Source organism: Marinomonas pollencensis (genome assembly GCF_003387375.1).
In the GTDB taxonomy this organism is placed as follows: domain Bacteria; phylum Pseudomonadota; class Gammaproteobacteria; order Pseudomonadales; family Marinomonadaceae; genus Marinomonas; species Marinomonas pollencensis.
On record NZ_QUNG01000001.1, the window covers coordinates 36,307 to 54,560 of the forward strand.

General features: G+C 45.9%; 18 protein-coding genes and 1 tRNA gene. 9 read left to right on the forward strand and 10 right to left on the reverse strand.

Annotated elements, in window-relative coordinates; translation table 11 throughout:
* Nucleotides 1-21 precede the first annotated feature (21 nt).
* Nucleotides 22-873, reverse strand: coding sequence for a DUF1853 family protein (locus DFP81_RS00175; protein ID WP_115895743.1), 852 nt, complete (start codon nucleotides 871-873; stop codon nucleotides 22-24).
* Nucleotides 874-1,218, reverse strand: a complete 345-nt coding sequence (locus DFP81_RS00180; RefSeq protein ID WP_245959040.1) for a YqcC family protein — start codon at nucleotides 1,216-1,218, stop codon at nucleotides 874-876.
* A 101-nt stretch (nucleotides 1,219-1,319) separates the two neighbouring features.
* On the opposite strand from DFP81_RS00180, the gene DFP81_RS00185 reads away from it, so the two are divergent.
* Nucleotides 1,320-2,393, forward strand: coding sequence for a DUF3549 family protein (locus tag DFP81_RS00185; protein WP_115895745.1), 1,074 nt, complete (start codon nucleotides 1,320-1,322; stop codon nucleotides 2,391-2,393).
* A gap of 40 nt (nucleotides 2,394-2,433) precedes the next feature.
* Here the strand turns inward: DFP81_RS00185 and DFP81_RS00190 are convergent, their stop codons facing one another.
* From DFP81_RS00190 to rlmKL, 3 genes are all read right to left on the reverse strand, one after another.
* Complete coding sequence (locus tag DFP81_RS00190) at nucleotides 2,434-2,691, reverse strand: formyltetrahydrofolate deformylase (protein WP_115895746.1); 258 nt, start codon at nucleotides 2,689-2,691, stop codon at nucleotides 2,434-2,436.
* Nucleotides 2,692-2,854: 163 nt separating this feature from the next.
* On the reverse strand, nucleotides 2,855-3,712 hold the full coding sequence (gene purU, locus DFP81_RS00195; RefSeq protein ID WP_115895747.1) for a formyltetrahydrofolate deformylase: 858 nt from the start codon (nucleotides 3,710-3,712) through the stop codon (nucleotides 2,855-2,857).
* Between the two features lie 88 nt (nucleotides 3,713-3,800).
* The gene (rlmKL, locus tag DFP81_RS00200; RefSeq protein ID WP_115895748.1) at nucleotides 3,801-5,978 is read right to left on the reverse strand and encodes a bifunctional 23S rRNA (guanine(2069)-N(7))-methyltransferase RlmK/23S rRNA (guanine(2445)-N(2))-methyltransferase RlmL; all 2,178 of its coding nucleotides are present in this window, start codon (nucleotides 5,976-5,978) and stop codon (nucleotides 3,801-3,803) included.
* A gap of 119 nt (nucleotides 5,979-6,097) precedes the next feature.
* Between rlmKL and rmf the strand changes: the two genes are divergently transcribed.
* A complete protein-coding gene (gene rmf / locus DFP81_RS00205; RefSeq protein WP_115895749.1) occupies nucleotides 6,098-6,307 on the forward strand; it encodes a ribosome modulation factor in 210 nt (69 codons plus the stop codon).
* Nucleotides 6,308-6,423: 116 nt separating this feature from the next.
* Here rmf and DFP81_RS00210 read toward each other — a convergent pair whose 3' ends face one another.
* Together DFP81_RS00210 and DFP81_RS00215 are read right to left on the reverse strand one after the other, a co-directional pair.
* Nucleotides 6,424-7,464 carry a quinone-dependent dihydroorotate dehydrogenase gene (locus tag DFP81_RS00210; RefSeq protein ID WP_115895750.1) on the reverse strand — a complete coding sequence of 347 codons (1,041 nt, stop codon included), beginning with the start codon at nucleotides 7,462-7,464 and terminating at the stop codon, nucleotides 6,424-6,426.
* Nucleotides 7,465-7,504: 40 nt separating this feature from the next.
* Nucleotides 7,505-7,726, reverse strand: a complete 222-nt coding sequence (locus DFP81_RS00215) for a DUF2835 family protein (protein ID WP_115895751.1) — start codon at nucleotides 7,724-7,726, stop codon at nucleotides 7,505-7,507.
* Nucleotides 7,727-7,855: 129 nt separating this feature from the next.
* Between DFP81_RS00215 and DFP81_RS00220 the strand changes: the two genes are divergently transcribed.
* Genes DFP81_RS00220 through DFP81_RS00250 form a run of 7 tightly spaced genes read left to right on the forward strand, consistent with a single transcriptional unit; the run spans nucleotide 7,856 to nucleotide 15,763 of the window.
* Nucleotides 7,856-8,824: an AAA family ATPase gene (locus DFP81_RS00220; RefSeq protein WP_115895752.1), complete on the forward strand. Its 969-nt coding sequence runs from the start codon at nucleotides 7,856-7,858 to the stop codon at nucleotides 8,822-8,824.
* 5 nt (nucleotides 8,825-8,829) lie between these two features.
* On the forward strand, nucleotides 8,830-9,741 hold the full coding sequence (locus tag DFP81_RS00225; RefSeq protein ID WP_115895753.1) for a DUF58 domain-containing protein: 912 nt from the start codon (nucleotides 8,830-8,832) through the stop codon (nucleotides 9,739-9,741).
* Entirely contained in the window at nucleotides 9,741-10,217 is a 477-nt protein-coding gene (locus tag DFP81_RS00230; protein WP_115895754.1) for a DUF4381 domain-containing protein, read from the forward strand. The genes DFP81_RS00225 and DFP81_RS00230 overlap by 1 nt, the downstream gene beginning before the upstream one ends.
* Nucleotides 10,210-11,208, forward strand: coding sequence for a vWA domain-containing protein (locus tag DFP81_RS00235; RefSeq protein ID WP_115895755.1), 999 nt, complete (start codon nucleotides 10,210-10,212; stop codon nucleotides 11,206-11,208). The genes DFP81_RS00230 and DFP81_RS00235 overlap by 8 nt, the downstream gene beginning before the upstream one ends.
* Complete coding sequence (locus DFP81_RS00240; protein WP_115895756.1) at nucleotides 11,205-12,950, forward strand: VWA domain-containing protein; 1,746 nt, start codon at nucleotides 11,205-11,207, stop codon at nucleotides 12,948-12,950. Before DFP81_RS00235 ends, DFP81_RS00240 begins: the two co-directional genes overlap by 4 nt.
* Complete coding sequence (locus DFP81_RS00245) at nucleotides 12,944-14,800, forward strand: BatD family protein (protein WP_115895757.1); 1,857 nt, start codon at nucleotides 12,944-12,946, stop codon at nucleotides 14,798-14,800. The genes DFP81_RS00240 and DFP81_RS00245 overlap by 7 nt, the downstream gene beginning before the upstream one ends.
* Before the next feature lie 39 nt (nucleotides 14,801-14,839).
* Nucleotides 14,840-15,763 carry a Dyp-type peroxidase gene (locus DFP81_RS00250; protein ID WP_115895758.1) on the forward strand — a complete coding sequence of 308 codons (924 nt, stop codon included), beginning with the start codon at nucleotides 14,840-14,842 and terminating at the stop codon, nucleotides 15,761-15,763.
* Between the two features lie 173 nt (nucleotides 15,764-15,936).
* Here DFP81_RS00250 and DFP81_RS00255 read toward each other — a convergent pair whose 3' ends face one another.
* The 3 genes from DFP81_RS00255 to DFP81_RS00265 form a co-directional block, all read right to left on the reverse strand.
* Nucleotides 15,937-17,769 carry a SurA N-terminal domain-containing protein gene (locus tag DFP81_RS00255; protein WP_115895759.1) on the reverse strand — a complete coding sequence of 611 codons (1,833 nt, stop codon included), beginning with the start codon at nucleotides 17,767-17,769 and terminating at the stop codon, nucleotides 15,937-15,939.
* Nucleotides 17,770-17,847: 78 nt separating this feature from the next.
* Nucleotides 17,848-17,924, reverse strand: a tRNA-Asp gene (locus tag DFP81_RS00260).
* 7 nt (nucleotides 17,925-17,931) lie between these two features.
* Nucleotides 17,932-18,204, reverse strand: a complete 273-nt coding sequence (locus DFP81_RS00265) for an HU family DNA-binding protein (RefSeq protein WP_115895760.1) — start codon at nucleotides 18,202-18,204, stop codon at nucleotides 17,932-17,934.
* Between the last annotated feature and the right edge of the window lie 50 nt (nucleotides 18,205-18,254).

Genomic DNA, 18,254 nt, shown 5'->3' on the forward strand with positions numbered 1-18,254 from the left:
AGACAAAATTTAAGCCATAGATTACCATGAATCCGGAACAACAAAGACACTATATTTGTAACTGACATCGATATTTTCGGCGCGCTGAGCTAAGCATAAATATAATGGCCGAGCATCCTTATCAAAAGCCTCAGACCAGGTTTTGACTGAGTCAGATGTGAAGGGGGTATAATCTTGGTAAAAGCCAGATAATGACAACCAATGGGGCTTATTTACCTTTCGAACCAATGCAAAGTCAGCGACTAATTGAGACGCTTGTGAGGCATAAATCCAGCCTCCAAATCCAGTCTTGGCAATCTGCTGTAAACGCTGTGGCGCTTCATTGAGAGATAAAAACAGACGTCCGTAAATTAATAAACAGGCGGTGATGGGCCTGCCCTTAGTAAGGCTTTTCCATTGCTCTTTGGCACTCTTGGTGTCCATTATTGTTAACTGGTGCGCTCTGGCCCGTGTTACTTTGCGATGCAGACTGTCATTTTTGTTCGGCCCAATCCAATGCTCAGGATACAAATCTGGACGCTGCAAATAGAATTTAATGGCAATTTCAAACTGCAACAAAGCCCCATCAGGGGTTTCCACCAGCATGTCCACTTCCCCTAGGGTCTTCCCTTGCTCCACTATCTGCTGATGCTCTAACAAGATAGTTAAGCTCGAAAAATGCCGTATCGCATAAGAAAATAACACCTCAAAATAACTGCCGAGAAAATGAGATTTGCAGGCATTTACCGCCTCTTCAAGCGGCTTTGGCTGCTGCGCTAACGCCTGTAACTTCTCTCTCCAGTCCGCCTGCCAATAGATCGAAAGGTCTAGGTCATTTTCAATAAAATGACCTTCCATCAGCCAAACTAAATCGTTCACATACGGCGAAGACATTTAGCAAGATGAGCTCGTCAAATGAGCATCAATCCGATCCAGTGCAGAGACGATTTTTGCCACCTCTAGCGCCGAATAGCCTTGAAATGCATCCATCGCCATGGGAGAAATATGGCAACGTGTTGGTAACGGCGCCCCAACCTCTATCAGCTGTTTAAAACGCGCCATCATGACAAACCTTAACCACTGCGCAAAGCTCATAGTATCAATACAAAAGGGCTCGACGCTTGCCAACGCCAACTCGCTAGGCTGCTCACATTCCCAAGCACCACACTCCCGCAGTGCGACTTCTAAATCCATTAATAAATCTGCCAGAAGATAATGTGTTTCGAACTGACTATTCACCTGATTTCTCCTGCAAAAAACGGTAATATGGCAACATATTTCTTTTATCATCGCTTGATTTACTAGGCGACAACATCCTTTAAATGAGTCTGTAATTTACCATGAAAAACATTGAATCGCTTGGCGATCTTTTTGATATGGTTGGCTGCGATGCCACCTTTTATGACCTTGGCCGCCACATTACAAAAATCACGCCGCAGCAAGTCATTCAATTCGATAGAAAACAACAAGCCTACCCTTTTCCTTTTCGCCAAGCTGCTTGGCTTGCCTGTTTTCTAAAAAGCAAAGACAGCCAAAAACAAGAAGCCAGCGACACTGGCGTGGTCTGGTTTTTGAAACTCCCTTTGGATGAAGCAGGCTGCCTAAATTTAGGAACTCGTGACCACTTTATTAAATCCATTGTCGATAAAATTCTTCATAAAGGCGAAGCCGCTGGGTTATCTGAAGCACTCGAAGACAACCCTTACGTGTTCAAACCAGACCAAGAACGAATGGCCAGCTTTCACGCCATTCTTGCCGCTAATTTAAACGCGCCCACCTCTGAATACTTTCAGGATGTGGTGAACTATTTATCACCCAAAGGGCAAGCAGAAGCGCAACAGGAGTGGCAAAACCTTGGCCTTCAAGGAATAGCTGAGTTGGCGGTTAGAGCCCATCAAGCGCCTTATACCGATCTGATATTAAACGCCATTGAACAAGCCCCTAAACCCTTGGTCAGTGCTCTATGTCACGCCCTTGAGCACGAGACTCTTGCGCCAGAACTTTCTGCCGCAATTATCAATAAGCTACTACAAGAAGAAGACACCTTAATGCAGGCAAGCTACCTTCGTGCCTTGTCTCGTTCTGAACTTGACGATGCTTTGCTACTGCCATTATTTGCCATGCTAGGAAGTGTAAATGAGTGTTCAGATGCGCAAATACACCCCATTGCGGCACTGGCTGCAAAATGCCCTCACTGGCTTGCTAAAAATAGCCAATTGATGAGAATTGTCATGGAGAAACTGGCTCATAGAGATGACGCTTATGTGGCCTTTAGACAAGTTTCCAGCGAGCTTAGTCAGCAACCAGAAACAAGACAACCTTTGTGGGATTTGTTTAGAAGTGAGCGCATCAGCCCAAACTTGGCGCAGGCGATCAGCCATTTATTTACCCAAACACCTCATTCCGTACAGTAAGCTCATCTTGGCCTGTGGTAACCCATCTGCAGGTCAATAGCTAATGCTGCGTTGGATTTTTCCCCATTGAGCGCATCTCTTTACGGTGCGCTACAAACTCTTCACTGAGCAGATAGTCTCCCTGCTCAGTAAACTCCAAAGCCCCTCTATTAACTAAAGCTTCTAGGGTTTTTGGTAATACTTTTTGACGCTTATCTCCCTTCACAAAGTAAAATTGCTCATCCAGCTGAACAATTTCAAACCCAGACTCTAAAAAACCCACACATAAATTCTGAGTTGGCGTTAATTTGAGTTTCATATCTGTCCCCTCATAGCCGTCTCTGTTTTGGATATGTCAAATTAACTATAGTCAAGAATCAATAGAACAAAAAGCGAGCAGATTAAAATCTGTTGCTGGACAGATACGACACCATAAAAAAAGGGAAGACACTACTGCCTTCCCTTTTTTGTACAACGGGGTATTAGTCTGAAAATACGATCGTTTTATTTCCGTGCACCAATACTCTATCTTCTAGGTGGTAACGCAAACCTCGAGACAATACGAGCTTCTCAATGTCTTTACCAAGGCGCACCATATCCGCTGCCGCATGACTATGACGAACACGAATTACATCTTGTTCAATAATCGGCCCGGCATCTAAATCAGCGGTGACATAATGGCAAGTGGCTCCGATCAACTTAACACCACGTACTGCCGCTTGATGGTAAGGTTTCGCACCAATAAATGAAGGCAAGAAACTGTGGTGGATATTGATCACTTGATGACGATATTTCTTACACAAATATTCTGGGAAAATCTGCATATAACGAGCCAACACAATGGTGTCTGCCTGAGCTTCATCAATACAAGCTTCAATCTCTTGAAAGGCTGGCATTTTGTTGTCTTTAGGCACAGAGATACAGTGATAAGGAACCTTGTACCATTCCACCATAGAGCGTAACGCCTCATGATTGGCAATCACACCCACTATGTCGCAATTCAACTCGCCCGTATGCCAACGGTGCATGATGTCGTTTAAACAGTGTGACTCCTTGGTCGCTAGCAACATCACCTTCGGGCGATCTTGGCTGTCTTTCACGTACCAATTCATGTCGAACTCTTCAGCAATCGCGGCAAATTCTTCACGGAAAGTGGCGACATCAACAGACAAACTCTCTGCATCAATCTCATGACGCATAAAAAACCACTTCGATTCTAAATCGGTATGATGGCTGGCCTCAACAATGGAGCCTTCTCGTTCTTTAATAAACTGCGAAACGGCAGATACAATCCCAGTACGGTCTGGGCAACTAATCACAAGACGAAATGTTTTTCTCATTTTAAAAACTTATAAACCTATACAATTCAATATACTAAACATGGATATTGGTTAACTTGATTTAGCGTCAAGAAATACGCCAAAACCTCTATTGAGCCACTTCCTTATGTCGAATCACCCAACATTGGTGAATCTTATTATTACGATCAAAATCGAAATCCAAGGTTTGCTTAGTCACATTTTCAACATCAAACTCAGCCACTAAGCTTTCATCCAGCACAAAACGGCGATAGTTATTGGAAAATATCAACTCGCCTTTTTTCGACAGTCTAGCCATCGCTAAACGAATCAAATCCCCATGGTCACGCTGGATATCCAATACATCCGCCATTTTTTTCGAGTTTGAAAAGGTCGGTGGGTCCATAAAAATAAAGTCATACTTATCTTTATTGGTCCGCAACCATTCAAAACAATCCGCACGTTCAACTTTATGATCACGCGGTGAAAATTCATTCAATTCTATATTGCGACGTGCCCACTCAGTGTAAGTATTTGACATATCCACACTATAAGTACTGCGAGCACCACCCTGTCCTGCGTGCACAGATGCTGTGGCGGTATAACAAAACAGATTTAAAAAGCGCTTACCGTTGGCTCTGTCTTGAATCAATTTACGCACTGGTCGATGATCCAAGAACAAACCTGTGTCCAAATAATCCTTCAAATTAACAATAAAATCACAGCCGTATTCTTCCACTATCATTTCATGATGAGACTGGTCTAGCTTTTCATATTGCGCTTTACCCGTTTGCTTTTGACGCTGCTTGACCACCACATTGGATTCCGCAATATTCAGTGCGCTAGGAATCGCCGAGACGGCGTCAAATAAGCGTTGTTTCGCTTTTTCTGGGTCTACACTTTTTGGCGCTTGGTACTCCTGAACATGAGCCCAATCTTTATAAATATCAATCGCAACCGCATATTCTGGCATATCCGCATCATAAACGCGGTAACATTCAATGTTATTTTTAAGCGCCCATTTCTTGAATTTCTTCATGTTTTTTTGCAGACGATTGGCAAACATTTTGGCACCAGGTGACATCACAGACTGGGCCACCACATCTTCTTTTATGCTGCCATCCAAAATAGGAAAACGGTATGCACGACACTCCAATCCGCCGTTAATCACCCGAGTGCTTTTTTCTGGACGCACCGGAATTTGTCGCGCTAGCTGCTCATTGCTGGTCAACATCATAAATTGCCAACCACGAGCATGCTTAACCACCCATTCGCCTAAATCACGGTACAAGGCGATCAGGGTCATTTCATCCCCTAGACGCTCACCATAAGGTGGGTTTGAAATCACCAAGCCTGGTTTTTCTTGGTCAATCTCAAATTCGTGGGTTTGAAAAGAAGTCATGGAGACCTCAATCAAGTTGCTTAAGCCTGCACGTTTGATGCACTCACGGGAAGCGGCGATGGCTTTTTGCTCACGGTCAGTACCTTGAAAGCGAATGCCTAAGGTGGCTGGGTCTTTTTTGCGGTTTTTCGCAAAATCCATCAGCTGTTGCCACAATCTGTGATCGTGCTGCTGCCACCCCTTAAAACCCCAATAATGACGACGCAAGCCTGGCGCAATATCTAATGACATCAAGGCAGCTTCAACAAGAAAGGTACCCGAACCACACATTGGGTCAATTAATTGCGTTAAACCGCAATCACGCCCCCAACCGGCTCGCATCAACAAACCCGCCGCGAGGTTTTCTTTTAATGGCGCCATCGCGCCATGCTGACGATAGCCTCGACGGTGCATACTCTCACCGGCCAAATCGATACTGACGGTCACAGTATCACGCTTAATGCGCACCGCGATGCGCACATCAGGCTGTTCTTTTTCAACACTTGGGCGCTCGCCAGACAAGGCCACAAAATAGTCCGCAATGGCATCTTTGGTACGCACCGCACCAAACTGCGTGTTGCGGATATGATCATTTGTTCCATGACAATCAATGGCAATGGTATTAGTGGCGGTCAAATGCGCCGACCAATCTACCGCTTTCACGCCGTCATAAAGATCGTCTGCTGATTCTATTTTAAAATTGGCCACGGGGAGCATAACGCGTGTTGCAACACGCGACCAAAGGCACGCTTTGTACATACCGGCCAGATTTGTCGAGAGCTTCACTTGGCCTTCGCCCAAACGAGTTTGCAGCAATCCTTCAGCATGCAACTCTTGCTCTAAGACATTCTCCAAGCCAAGCGGACAGGTGATTTCAAGTGCATATACCTGTTCAACTGAGTCTGTTGTCTGTGTTTCTGTTGTCATTTTTAATTACTTTTTTAAATTTTCTGTGAATGTATTAGAGCAAAGTGTTTTTAGACAATCTCTCGCATCTAAACTAGCTTTTAGAACTCGATCTGAAAAAGCAATAGAGGAACAATCCTATGAAGAAACAAAAAAGAGATCTTCGCCAACGCGCTTATCTTCGTGGTTACCGTGCCGGAATGGCAGGTCGCTCAAAAGGCCTTTCCGTTCAATACCAAGAAAGCGCTCGCCCCGATTGGCTGGCTGGCTGGCGTGAAGGTCGCGAAGATATGTGGAATGGCTTTTCTCCTGTTGAAGGCACCCATAAAACATTCAGTCTAGTTCATTAATATCTTGTTTCTTTTGTCTCTTTCTTCGCTGTCAGCGAATTCTACAAATAAGTGAGGCGGGCCTGAAGCCCGCCTCACTTCTATTATTCTTTGCTGGCCTATACTCAGGCTTAGTATTAACGGTCTAAATCTAACTCTCGATAGAAGCCATCGGTACAAGCAATCGCTTCTTTTACCAGTTCAGGTCCCTGATAAATAAACCCAGAATACAGCTGTACAAGTTGCGCCCCGGCTTGCAGTTTTTCCACCGCGTCTTCACCACTTGAAATGCCACCTACGCCAATCACAGGTAATTCACCTTTCAAATGCTCTGCCAATACTCGCACCACATGGGTTGACGCATCACGCACTGGCGCACCACTTAGACCACCAGCTTCAGACGCGTATTTATGTCCCGCAACCGCATCACGAGACAAGGTGGTATTGGTCGCTATAATACCATCTACCCCTTGTGCAAGCAGAGTATCGGAGACCAATTTAATCTCATCATCACTCATATCTGGTGCAATTTTCACTGCCAACGGCACTTTCTTACCATGCTCTGACTCATAACGGTCACGCGCTTCTGTCAACGGCGCGATTAATTGCGCCAAACTTTCACCAAACTGCAAGCTGCGTAAGCCTGGGGTGTTGGGTGAACTAATATTCGCCGTAATGTAATCTGCGTACGGAATCACTTCGTGCAAACAAGCAAGATAATCAGCAGCAGCATCTTCCACTGACGTGGTTAAATTCTTACCGATATTAACCCCTAAAACACCTGGGTAACGATGTGATTTTATACGAGAAACCATATGCGCTACACCTTTATTGTTAAAGCCCATACGGTTAATAATGGCATTGTGTTCTGGCAAACGGAAAAGCCGCGGTTTCGGGTTTCCACTTTGCCCTTTAGGGGTTACAGTGCCAACCTCTACAAAGCCAAAACCGAGTGCACCTAACGCTTCAAACGCGTCAGCATTTTTATCTAAACCGGCCGCCAAACCAACCGCATTAGGGAAACGTAACCCCATCACATCAACTGGTTTGGTAGCAGGCAACCCCTCAAAAAACCTAGTCAATCCTAATCGACTACTCGCCGCTAAAAGATCCAATGACAGTTCATGGGAGACTTCAGGGTCCAGTTTAAAAAGTAATGAGCGAGCAAGATTATACATAGACAGGGCTCCTAACCGTGTGAGTATGAGGCTAAGTGAATTAACGTATTTGTGTCACGCCAACTAATTTGTTTCTGCTATCGAATTCTACTTCAAAAATTCCATTCACGCCGCGATAAGAGACAAAAGGCTGGAAAGCCGACAAAGGCAGCTGCACTTTGCGCCCATCAAGGCTACTTGCTACGACATTTTTTGCCACACCAGAATACGCTGCTTCGTATTGCGTAGCGCTCAATATCACTTCCACTACGATTTTTGCCACTTTTCTTTCCTATGCTTACGCATCTCTTACAACTAACGCCTTGTATGTAAAGTTTTGAATCCGATAAGATGGAACCTATTATATTGTGTTGACACCTTTTTTGACAGAAGTATAAGGAACTTAGGTTCGATGGAATCCGTAATTGAGAAGTTAAAAGAACATCTAAATCATGCCGTTATAGGTCAACCGGATTTAACGAATGAATTACTTGTAGCGCTTATTGCTAATGGTCATGTCTTGTTAGAAGGCCCACCAGGGATTGCCAAGACGACAGCGGCAAAAGCGCTTGCCAATGCCATCGACAGTCGCTTTCAACGCATCCAATTCACACCGGACTTGTTACCCGGTGACGTCACAGGGTCCGATATTTACCAGCAAGAAACGGGGCAATTCTCTTTCGTTCCTGGACCTATCATGAACGACATTGTACTCGCAGATGAAATTAACCGCGCCCCTGCCAAAGTGCAATCCGCGTTGCTGGAAGCCATGGGGGAAAGGCAAGTCACTGTCGGCAACCACAGCTACTCTCTGCCGAATTTATTTTTTGTCATCGCCACACAAAACCCCATTGAACAAGAAGGTACCTACCCACTTCCTGAAGCACAACTTGATCGCTTTATGATGAAGATCCATCTGGGCTACCCAAGCGCAGAAAGTGAACTTGAAGTACTGCGTATGGTTCGTCAGCAAGACCTTCACAAAACGCTAACCCATGCCACCCAAGCGCTTTGCACTCCGGCTGATATCTTAGCCTTGCAGCAAAAAGCATTATCACTCTATATGTCCGAATCCGTCGAACACTATATTGTGCAATTGGTGATGGCCACCCGCCATCCTGAACATTATTTAGGTGAAGCAGTAAATGGTGGCAGTCTTATTGAGTTTGGCGCTAGCCCACGAGGCACCCTAGCGCTAGATCGTTGCGCACGCGCCAACGCACTGCTGCAAGGGCGAGACTTTGTCACGCCAGATGACGTCAGACAAGTGGCTTTACCCGTGCTTCGTCACCGCATCATCACTTCATTTGAAGCCCAGGCCTCTGGCCTTTCAGAAGACGAGCTACTCAACAGGCTTATCAGTCACGTGCCAGCATTATAGCGCTTATGAATCCATTACTATCACCCGCTTCCCCTGAGCTTAATGACTCTGATTTCGCCTTACTCGCTCATTATGCTAAGCACTTAGGGCGCGCTTCAAAAGCAACTCGCTTTAGCATGAAGTCCGGTGAAAAACGCTCGAAACAAAAAGGTCACGGCATGGAAATGCTGGAACTGCGACCCTATCAAACGAGTGATGATCTTAGACACGTTGATTGGCGAGTAACAGCTCGAACAGGTCACACTCACACACGGCTTTATGCCCAAGAAAACGACCATCAAAGACTGTTGCTTATGGACCTTTCTCCGGCCGCCTATTTCAGCACACGCTATGCTTTTATTTCGACACGTTTTTTACAGCTGGCAGGCTTGATCGCATGGCGTTCTGAGCAACAAGGCGATAAGCTCCTGTACAGCCTAAGTTTTGCAGATAAAACCGTGGAAAACTTTAACAAAAGCTCCGTCTGGGCGATGATCAAACAATTAAAAAGTGCGTCACAGGTTAGCAATAGAAACCAACCAGGCAACCATCAACTAGGTTGGTATAAATCAAAAGTCACGGCCAAAGCCCACAACAAAGACATTATCATTCTTACCGATAAACAAGACTGGGATAGCGAACAACAGACCGCGCTTCAACAACTTGCGAAGCACAACCAAGTACACTGGGTACAAATTTTTGACCATCATTCTTTTGAATTACCCCCAGGACAATACCAATTTGCGGATTCAAGCGGCACGGTCTCAGTTAACATCACCAAGAAGAGCTCTGAGCAAGCAAAACAAGACTTTTTTGAACAGAACGCAATCATGCGCCAGCGCTTGGCTAAAATCGGCATTCGCCACCAACTATTTGATATCAGTAAGCCCCCTGAAGGCATTGCTCGCTATTTATTAGACCAAGGGGCGTTACGCTAATGGCAACCGCAACCACCAGCATCGCCTTACCACACAAGGCATACCTATTACCTAATGCAGTCCCCATGTGGCCTCCCGTTTGGTGGACATGGTTAATCTTGGCCATCGCCCTACTTCTTATTACGGGCGCATTGTTCTTGTTATACAAAAAGCACCGACGCAATGCTTACCGCCGGGAAGCTCTTGCGGCACTCAAATCCAACGCTGAGAAGCTAGCCGACAGCGGGCTTATTGTTTTATGTCATGAACTGATCCGGCGCTGCCTGGTGAGTGAAAACAAACTCTCCCAAGCCGCGCTCCCAGCCGCGCAATTGATTGACACACTGGACCAGAAATCCCCAGCAAAATACCACTTCAAACAACTTGGAGAAGTGTTTGTGGATGGCCCCTACCGAGGCGATATCACACTTACCCCAGAGCAGCGCGAGCGCATTATTAACAACACTCGCTACTGGATAAGGAAACACCATGCTTGAACTCACCTGGCCTTGGTTTCTTTGCCTTTTGCCACTCCCCATTGTTTTTTACCTATTACCTAAAGTCGCGCCTAAAGGCCAGGCCCTTTGGTTCCCTAATGCCCAGTACTTAGCCAACAGACAAGAGCGCATAGGGACAAAAAAAGCGCTTCACTTACCACTCATATTTCTCTGCCTTGCATGGTTTTGCCTAGTCTTGGCCATTGCTCGCCCCACCTGGCTTGGTGAGCCCACTCAAGTAACCCCTTCTGGTCGCGACCTACTGATTGCGCTGGATTTGTCTGGCAGTATGCAGATCAAAGATATGACCTTAAATGGCCAAGCTACTGATCGTTTAAGCGCCGCCAAGTCGGTACTGTCTGATTTCATCAAGCAGCGACGTGGCGATCGCATTGGGTTAATCGTGTTTGGCTCTAAAGCGTATTTACAAGCACCGTTAAGCTTTGATACAAAAACCATTAATCAGCTCGTGCAAGAAGAACAAATTGGTTTTGCCGGAGAACAAACCGCCATTGGTGATGCCATTGGCTTAGGCATTAAACGCCTTGAAAACAGACCTTCCGATAAGAAAGTCCTGATTTTGATGACCGATGGCGCCAACACTGCAGGCCGCGTAAAACCAGACCAAGCAGCACGTTTTGCCGCCTCTCAAAAACTACGTATTCACACCATAGGCATCGGCGCGGATAGCATGCAAGTACAAGGTTTCTTTGGCCCACAAACCATCAACCCATCAAACGACTTAGACGAAACAATGCTCAAGAACATCGCCCAAAAAACAGGCGGAGAATACTTTAGGGCCAAAAGTACCAGTGATTTACGCCGCATCTATCAGACCCTAGATAAACTGGAACCAGCACCTGCTCAATCTATTTGGCAGCGCCCAATTACCAGCTACTTTCATTGGCTGGGCCTCGCGGCCACTTTCTTCCTTGCTCTTGCCCTAGTTAGCAGCGGTAAGCTCAGCTTACGCATCGGGAGAAACCCATGACTCTTTTCGATACTCTTCATTTCGCTCGCCCTTATTGGTTGTTATTGGTACCCGCCTGCTGGATCCTGTTTGCATTGATCCAATATCAACGAACAACAAGCAGTACACTCAACCAAGCCATTGATAAAAATTTGCTGGTACACCTGGAACACAAGGGCGAATCCGGTGGCGTTAATAAGTGGCTCGGCATCATCTGCTTTAGTTGCTTTTGGGTAGGACTGGCTGGTATCAGTTGGACACAAACCCCCTCTACCATGTTTGAATCCAGCAACAAGACCATACTGGTCGTCGATCAGTCCATGTCCATGTATGCAACAGACATCAAACCAGACCGAGAAACACAGCTAAAGCAGACCATTCGAGACATTTTGTCACAAAGCAAAGATGGCGATATTGCGCTGGTCGCCTTTGCCGGTGATGCCTATGTCATTAGCCCATTTAGCCAAGACAAAGAAACCATCACCCATTTTTTGGTCGCCCTAAATCCCCTCGTTATGCCGGTATATGGCAGCAACCTGACGAGTGGTATTAAAACCGCACTGTCTCTGGTGAAAAGTAAAAGTACACCCGTACACCTAATCGTACTAACCGACAGCGTGAATCCATCAGACCAAAGCGACATTCCCGATCTGCTGGAAGATTACAACGCCCGCATCGACGTCATTGCGATAGGCACCGAACAGGGCGGTGAAATTCAATTGCCAGATGGGCGCGTCCTCAAAGCCAATGGCCAAAAAGTCACCCCAACGACGCCTATTCCACAACTACAAACTTTAAGCCAAGAGATTAACGGGCGCTTTTACCACGCCAGACTATCCTCTTCAGAACTGAATGCAATCACCGATCAAGCAACCGGCAATGCGGCTAAACAAGCGGATAACAAGAGCATACATTGGCTGGATCAAGGCCAATGGCTCGCCTTACCTTTCCTCTTGTGGCTCGCATTTCAATTCCGTCGAGGCATGCTGGTCGCCCTGCTATTCGGCATCTTTATGCTCCCTACTAACAAAGCCACTGCTTCTCCTCTCGACTGGTTCAAAACACCCGACCAGAAAGGCCAACAAGCGGTAGATCAAGGCGACTGGAAAACCGCCGCCAAACATTTTCAACGCCCAGACTGGCAAGCCGCATCAGCTTACGCATTAGGCGACTACTCTCAAGCCGCCACCACTTTGGCGCCTCATAGCCACAACTCAGCCGATTATTACAATTTGGGAAATGCCTTAGCCTTAGCCGGTAAAACAGACGACGCCATTGCAGCTTACCAAAAAGCGCTAGAGCTGGACCCTGGGTTTAAACAAGCACAAGACAACCTAAATTACCTAGAAAAGCAAAAGCAAAAGCAGGAACAGAAACAGAAACAGCAACAACAGAAGAACAAGCAGCAAAAAACTAAGCCACAGAACCAAGATCAAGAACAACAAAGCGATCAAGACAAGTCTCGCCCTGAGAATAAGCCAAATTCTCAAAACAATTCAAAAAAAGACAATAAAAGCCCTGAAAAACAAGACAAAAAGCCGCCGTCCGAGGATAATAAAGAAACCAGTAAGACAGCCAAAAACGAACAGCAAAAACACGCTGAAGACAAACTGAACAATGAGCAAAAACAAGCGCTCAACCAGTGGCTCAGGCAGATCCAGGATGACCCTGGAACCTTATTACAACGCAAACTCTGGTATCTACACCAAGAAAAACGCCACGAAAACCGATTCAGCCAAGAGGATGGGCAAAACCCATGGTAACAACGCGTCTATTTCATTCATCTTTGGTTGTGAGCAGAGCCATCAGCCTCACCTTAACCGCTATGATTGTTTTGACCTTCAGCCTGCTGTCCTTTACTGCCCACGCCGAAAGTCTCGTTGCTTCTTTAGATAAAACGACTGTGGTTGAGAACCAAGTCGTGCAACTAACTTTAAGGGCGAACTTTACTAACACAGGCACAGGGCCTGACCTAAGCCCCCTCAAAAAAGACTTTGATATCCTAGGGCAAAGTCAAAACAGCCAATTTAGTTTCAACGTAGGTTCCAACACAGCCCTCACCTACTGGGTCATTTCGTTAATGCCTAAATCCGTGGGAACCTTTGAAATACCACCGATCACGATTGCTGGACAAAGCTCTCAAGCCATAAAACTGGTGGTTAAAAATGCCCCCCAATTGCTGGACAGCAAGGGAAATCCTCCGGTCATGGTCAAAACCCAAATATCGGACAACAGCCCTTATTTACAACAACAGGTTATATTAAGCGAACAGCTTTTTACTTCTGTATCCTTGCAAAATGCCAATTTATCTCGCCCTGCTAATTCGGATTTGGTGATTGAACGCCTGAGTGACGATCAGATGGCTTACCAGACGATTAACGGCACGCGATATCAAGTACTGACACGCCAGTATTTGCTTTTTCCTCAGAAAAGCGGAACCATTAGCATCGCCCCACAAAGCGTGCGTGCAATGATAAACACCTCAGCGGGCAACCGTATTATTAAAGTACAGAGCGACCCTGTTAATTTACAGGTGCAAGCCATTCCTGCAAGCTACCCAAGTGACAATTGGCTACCCAGCCAGTCGGTCACCATCAACACAAAACTAAGCAAAACCAGTGACGCCCCCAGAGTAGGTGATACCTTAATTTGGCAGATAGAGGTAAGCGCTAAAGACGCCTTGCCCGAACAAATTCCGCAACTGACATTCGACAGCACCGCGGGGTACAAACTCTACCCTCAACCGATTAAATTTAGTAGCCAAAAAAATGCCGACGGCATCGTCGGACAACAAAGCCTAAAAATCGAAGTCGTACCCACGCAAGCGGGCACATTAACCTTGCCACAAGTCAACCTTACTTACTGGAATACAGACCGCGAAGCGACAGCTACCGCAACCGCCAGCACCCCCTCTATGACCATCGCGGCATTACCGACAACACCCACAGCAACTCCAAAAGCAACGACACCCGAACACCAGCAAGAGGCGGGCAAACCCATTGCTCACCAAACAACGTCTTCCAGCAAGAAAGCAGTTGAAAGCAAGCCAAACACGCCTATTTCTCTGGCCAAGAAACCCGCTAATGAGAGCAACTCACCTAGCGCCGCCCCGCAGACAGATAAAACAGAAACAAAACCACTTTCTTGGCGCCAATACACCATTATTACGCTCATCATACTATTGGCTATCCTCTCAATCAGCTGGTTGATTTTATTCACTAAAAGACGAAAAAAACCAAACCAAGACGAAGACCTTGTCCCCACGCTGCAAGAGTTTGCCCCGCTTAGTTCAAGCGATGAAAACAGCGCCTTTAACGCACTCACTCAATGCTGTCGCCAAGATAACCTTGGAGAATTACGGTCACATTTATTAGAATGGGCAAGACACAGATGGGGCGACGAAAAAATCAGAAGCCTTGATGACATTAAGCGTCTCGCCGCTTCGGTAAAACTAACGCAACTATTAATGGAAGCGGAGTTAATGCTGTATTCCAAGCAAGCTAGCAACCAATGGCAAGGAACATCACTGGCAGAAGCGCTGGAAGAATACAAAAGCGGCCAACCCAAGAAAACACAAGCCAGCCAGCTAAAAACCCTCTACCCAAACTTTTAAATTGGCCAGCACAGCCTTATTTATGGAGAAACGGCGACCATGACCCAGGCATATCAAACTGGAATCATCCCAGAAGCATCCAGCGATGCGCTTTTTATAACGTTCAACCTAGTACGTGATCGAATAGCACAAGCAAAACACGCCCTTGCGTCCTCTACGGACATTGTTCATGACATCGCCCAGCAGTTTCCTGATGCCGCATTGTATGCATCGATCGGGCTAAACCATGCCATCTGGCCGCTTTTTGACAACACCAAGAAACCTCAGGGCCTTGCTCCTTTTCCACACTTTAAAAATCAGCAGATTGAAGTCAATGAAACCGCAGGTGAACTTGTTTTTCACATCCGCTCTATGCGTCGCGATGTGAGCTATCAATTAGCAAACGCCCTCTTTCAAGCGTTTGACAAAAGCCTTGAACTCGTTGAGGAAGTAAGCTGCTTTAAATATCTTGATAACCGTGACTTAACTGGTTTTGTAGATGGTACAGAAAACCCTGAAGGCGAAAAGCGCAAGCAGGTTGCCTTGGTTGGCGCAGAAGACCCTGATTTCGAGGGCGGTTCTTATTTGAACCTAATGCGCTTCGTTCACGATCTAGATAAGTGGGAACATCAAGACCTAAAAAGCCAAGAAGACATCTATGGCCGCACTAAGTACAGCAATGAAGAATACGCTGCTAGCCAAAAGTCACCACACGCCCACACCAAAAGAACGTCCTTGAAAGACAGCAATGGCCAATCACTGGAAATATTACGTCATAGCATGCCATTTGCGTCGCTAACAGAAAAAGGCTTGATGTTCGCCAGTTACAGCAAAACGCCTAACATCTTCAACCAAATGCTTGAAAGCATGGTGAAAGGGGATGAGCAAGGACACTATGATCATCTAATGAGATTTACCACAGCTCATACAGGCAATGCTTTTTTCATTCCTGCAACACGCTGGTTCACTACCCTCCTAGACTAGCCTGTCAGGCTCTCGCGAGCCAGCAACATCAGACCTGATACCTGCTGGCTCCCTTAATCCGATTTACCACCGCCATTCAACTCGCATCCTATATCTCTATTGGACAAACCAAAGACAGACCAACAAAAAAGGCCACTCAATGAGTGGCCTTTTGGTTTTGAAAGTGCAAATTTTTAAAGCGCAGTACGCTCTATATCCGCACTATCTTCCAAGAATTTCTGCTGAGCTTGGGTACTCATGGTCGCTTCTGTTTGGTTAAGGTAACTTTCATAAGCCTGTTTTTGGCTGTCTGTCACCTGCTCAGAACCGGGTGCCACTTTGTTCAAGCGGATCAGAGCCAGATCACCATTGGATAAGGTTTTAACCTCAATCACTGGCTGCTCATTAGGGTATGGCATAGTGAAGGCTAAGGAAGTCACTTCATCTTGACCTCGTTCGGCCTGTGCAACGGCTTTCCATTGGGTGCCAGTAGCGGTTTTTGCCGCTTCTGCTTTGGCTTTCAATGACGCCACTGCTTTTTCTTGCACCACGTGAGACGTCACTTCTGCTTTCGCATCAGCAAACGACTGAACAGCCTCTTCTTGGTGATCATTTAGATGAATAACCACTACTTCGTCATCACTGATATCGATCAGATCACTGTTCTGGTTATCTTTTAACACAGTGTCACCGAAGGCAGCACTAATAACCGCTGGGTTGCTTGTCAGCACGTCTGAGCCACCCTGACGGCTAAAGTAGTCGCTCGTCTGCACCTTAACGCCATACTCTTTTGCCAACGCATCCAGTTGATCGCTCGCGTATGCTAAATCGGTAATATTCTCACGCGCCCCCAATAAAGCATCGCGGGTTTTGGCCGCCATGATATTGTTTGTCAGCTCAGCCTTTTTCTCGGCAAAGCTAGCCACCTTGGCTTCTGAAATGGCATTAAGTTTAATCAAATGCAAACCAAACTTGGTTTCTACTGACTTAACTTCGCCTTTCTTCATACCAAACAAGGTGTCTTCAAACGGCGCCACCATCGAGCCTTTGGCAATATAACCCAATTCACCACCGGCATTTTTAGAGCCAATGTCATCAGAGTATTGCTCTGCTAGATCAGCAAATTTTTCCCCTGCGGCCAGTTTCGCTTTAACTTCTGCTAAACGTTGCTGTGCTTCGTCTGCCGTACGGCTAGAGGTATCAATTAGGATGTGTGACGCATCACGCTCTTCTTGCGCAGCACCAGAAGCAAACGCTTTATAGGCATCCTGCAATTCGGCATCCGTTACCTTTACCTTGTCTTTAAAATCTGAAGATTTCAAAACAACGTAATCCACTTTTACTTCTTCTGGCGTTTTAAAGTCTTCTTGATGAGCATCGTAATAGGCTTTCAGCTCTTGATCTGAAACATTGGTATTTTCAGACTCATCAGCCAAGGAAAACGTCACGTAGTCATACGAACGCTGCTGTGACTGCAATTGAGCAATGCTGTTGACTTGATAAGGTAGAACAAACTCAGACCCAGCAATCGCATTACGGGTTTGCTGAATCAAAATATCTTCTTTAATTCGGTTTTTAAACGCAAGCGGCGTATAACCTAGAGAATTAATGAAACTGATGTATTTCGTTTGGTCAAATTTTCCATCTGTTTGGAATTGACCTGCTTGTAACAAATAAGCATTTACTTGAGCGTCTGATACACCCAAATCAAGCGCACTTGCTTGGTTACTTAACAAGGCTCGCTGAATCAATTCATTGATAGCACGACTCTGCAGCACATTTTCTTGAAGCAGCGCAGGGTCAACATTACCACCCATCATAGAAATTAGCTGACGACGCTGAGTTTCAGCCCCTTGAAGCATTTGTGTACGAGTAATGTCAGTACCATCTACTTCCGCTACTTTGTCGCTTGAGTTGAAACTTTGAACTAAAGCATCGACGCCAAATAGAGCAAAAGTCACGACAATAAAGCCTACAATGATCTTTACCACAATGCCTTGCGACTTATCTCTTATATCTTGGAGCATTATGCCTCCGAATGAATTTATGATATTTCGTAAATAAAAAAGGTGCATTCCGCTTGGAATACACCTTTTTGTGTCTAATGGCGGAACAGACGGGACTCGAACCCGCGACCCCCTGCGTGACAGGCAGGTATTCTAACCAACTGAACTACTGCTCCTGATTCATTAGTTTACGGCGTCTTTAAGACCTTTACCGGCCTTGAAGCCAGGAACCTTAGCCGCTTTAATTTGAATTTCCGCACCAGTTTGAGGGTTACGACCAGTACGTGCCGCACGCTCTTTAACTGCAAAAGTACCAAAACCTACCAATGTTACTTGATCACCTTTCGCCAACGCCTCTTCAATTGCTTTTAGAGTTGCATCCAGTGCATTACTTGCAGAAGCTTTAGATAGGTCTGCAGACGCTGCAATAGCATCAATCAGTTCAGATTTATTCACGCTTTACCCCTTCAGTATTATCGTGGTTCCTTTAGAATTATTTTCGGCGC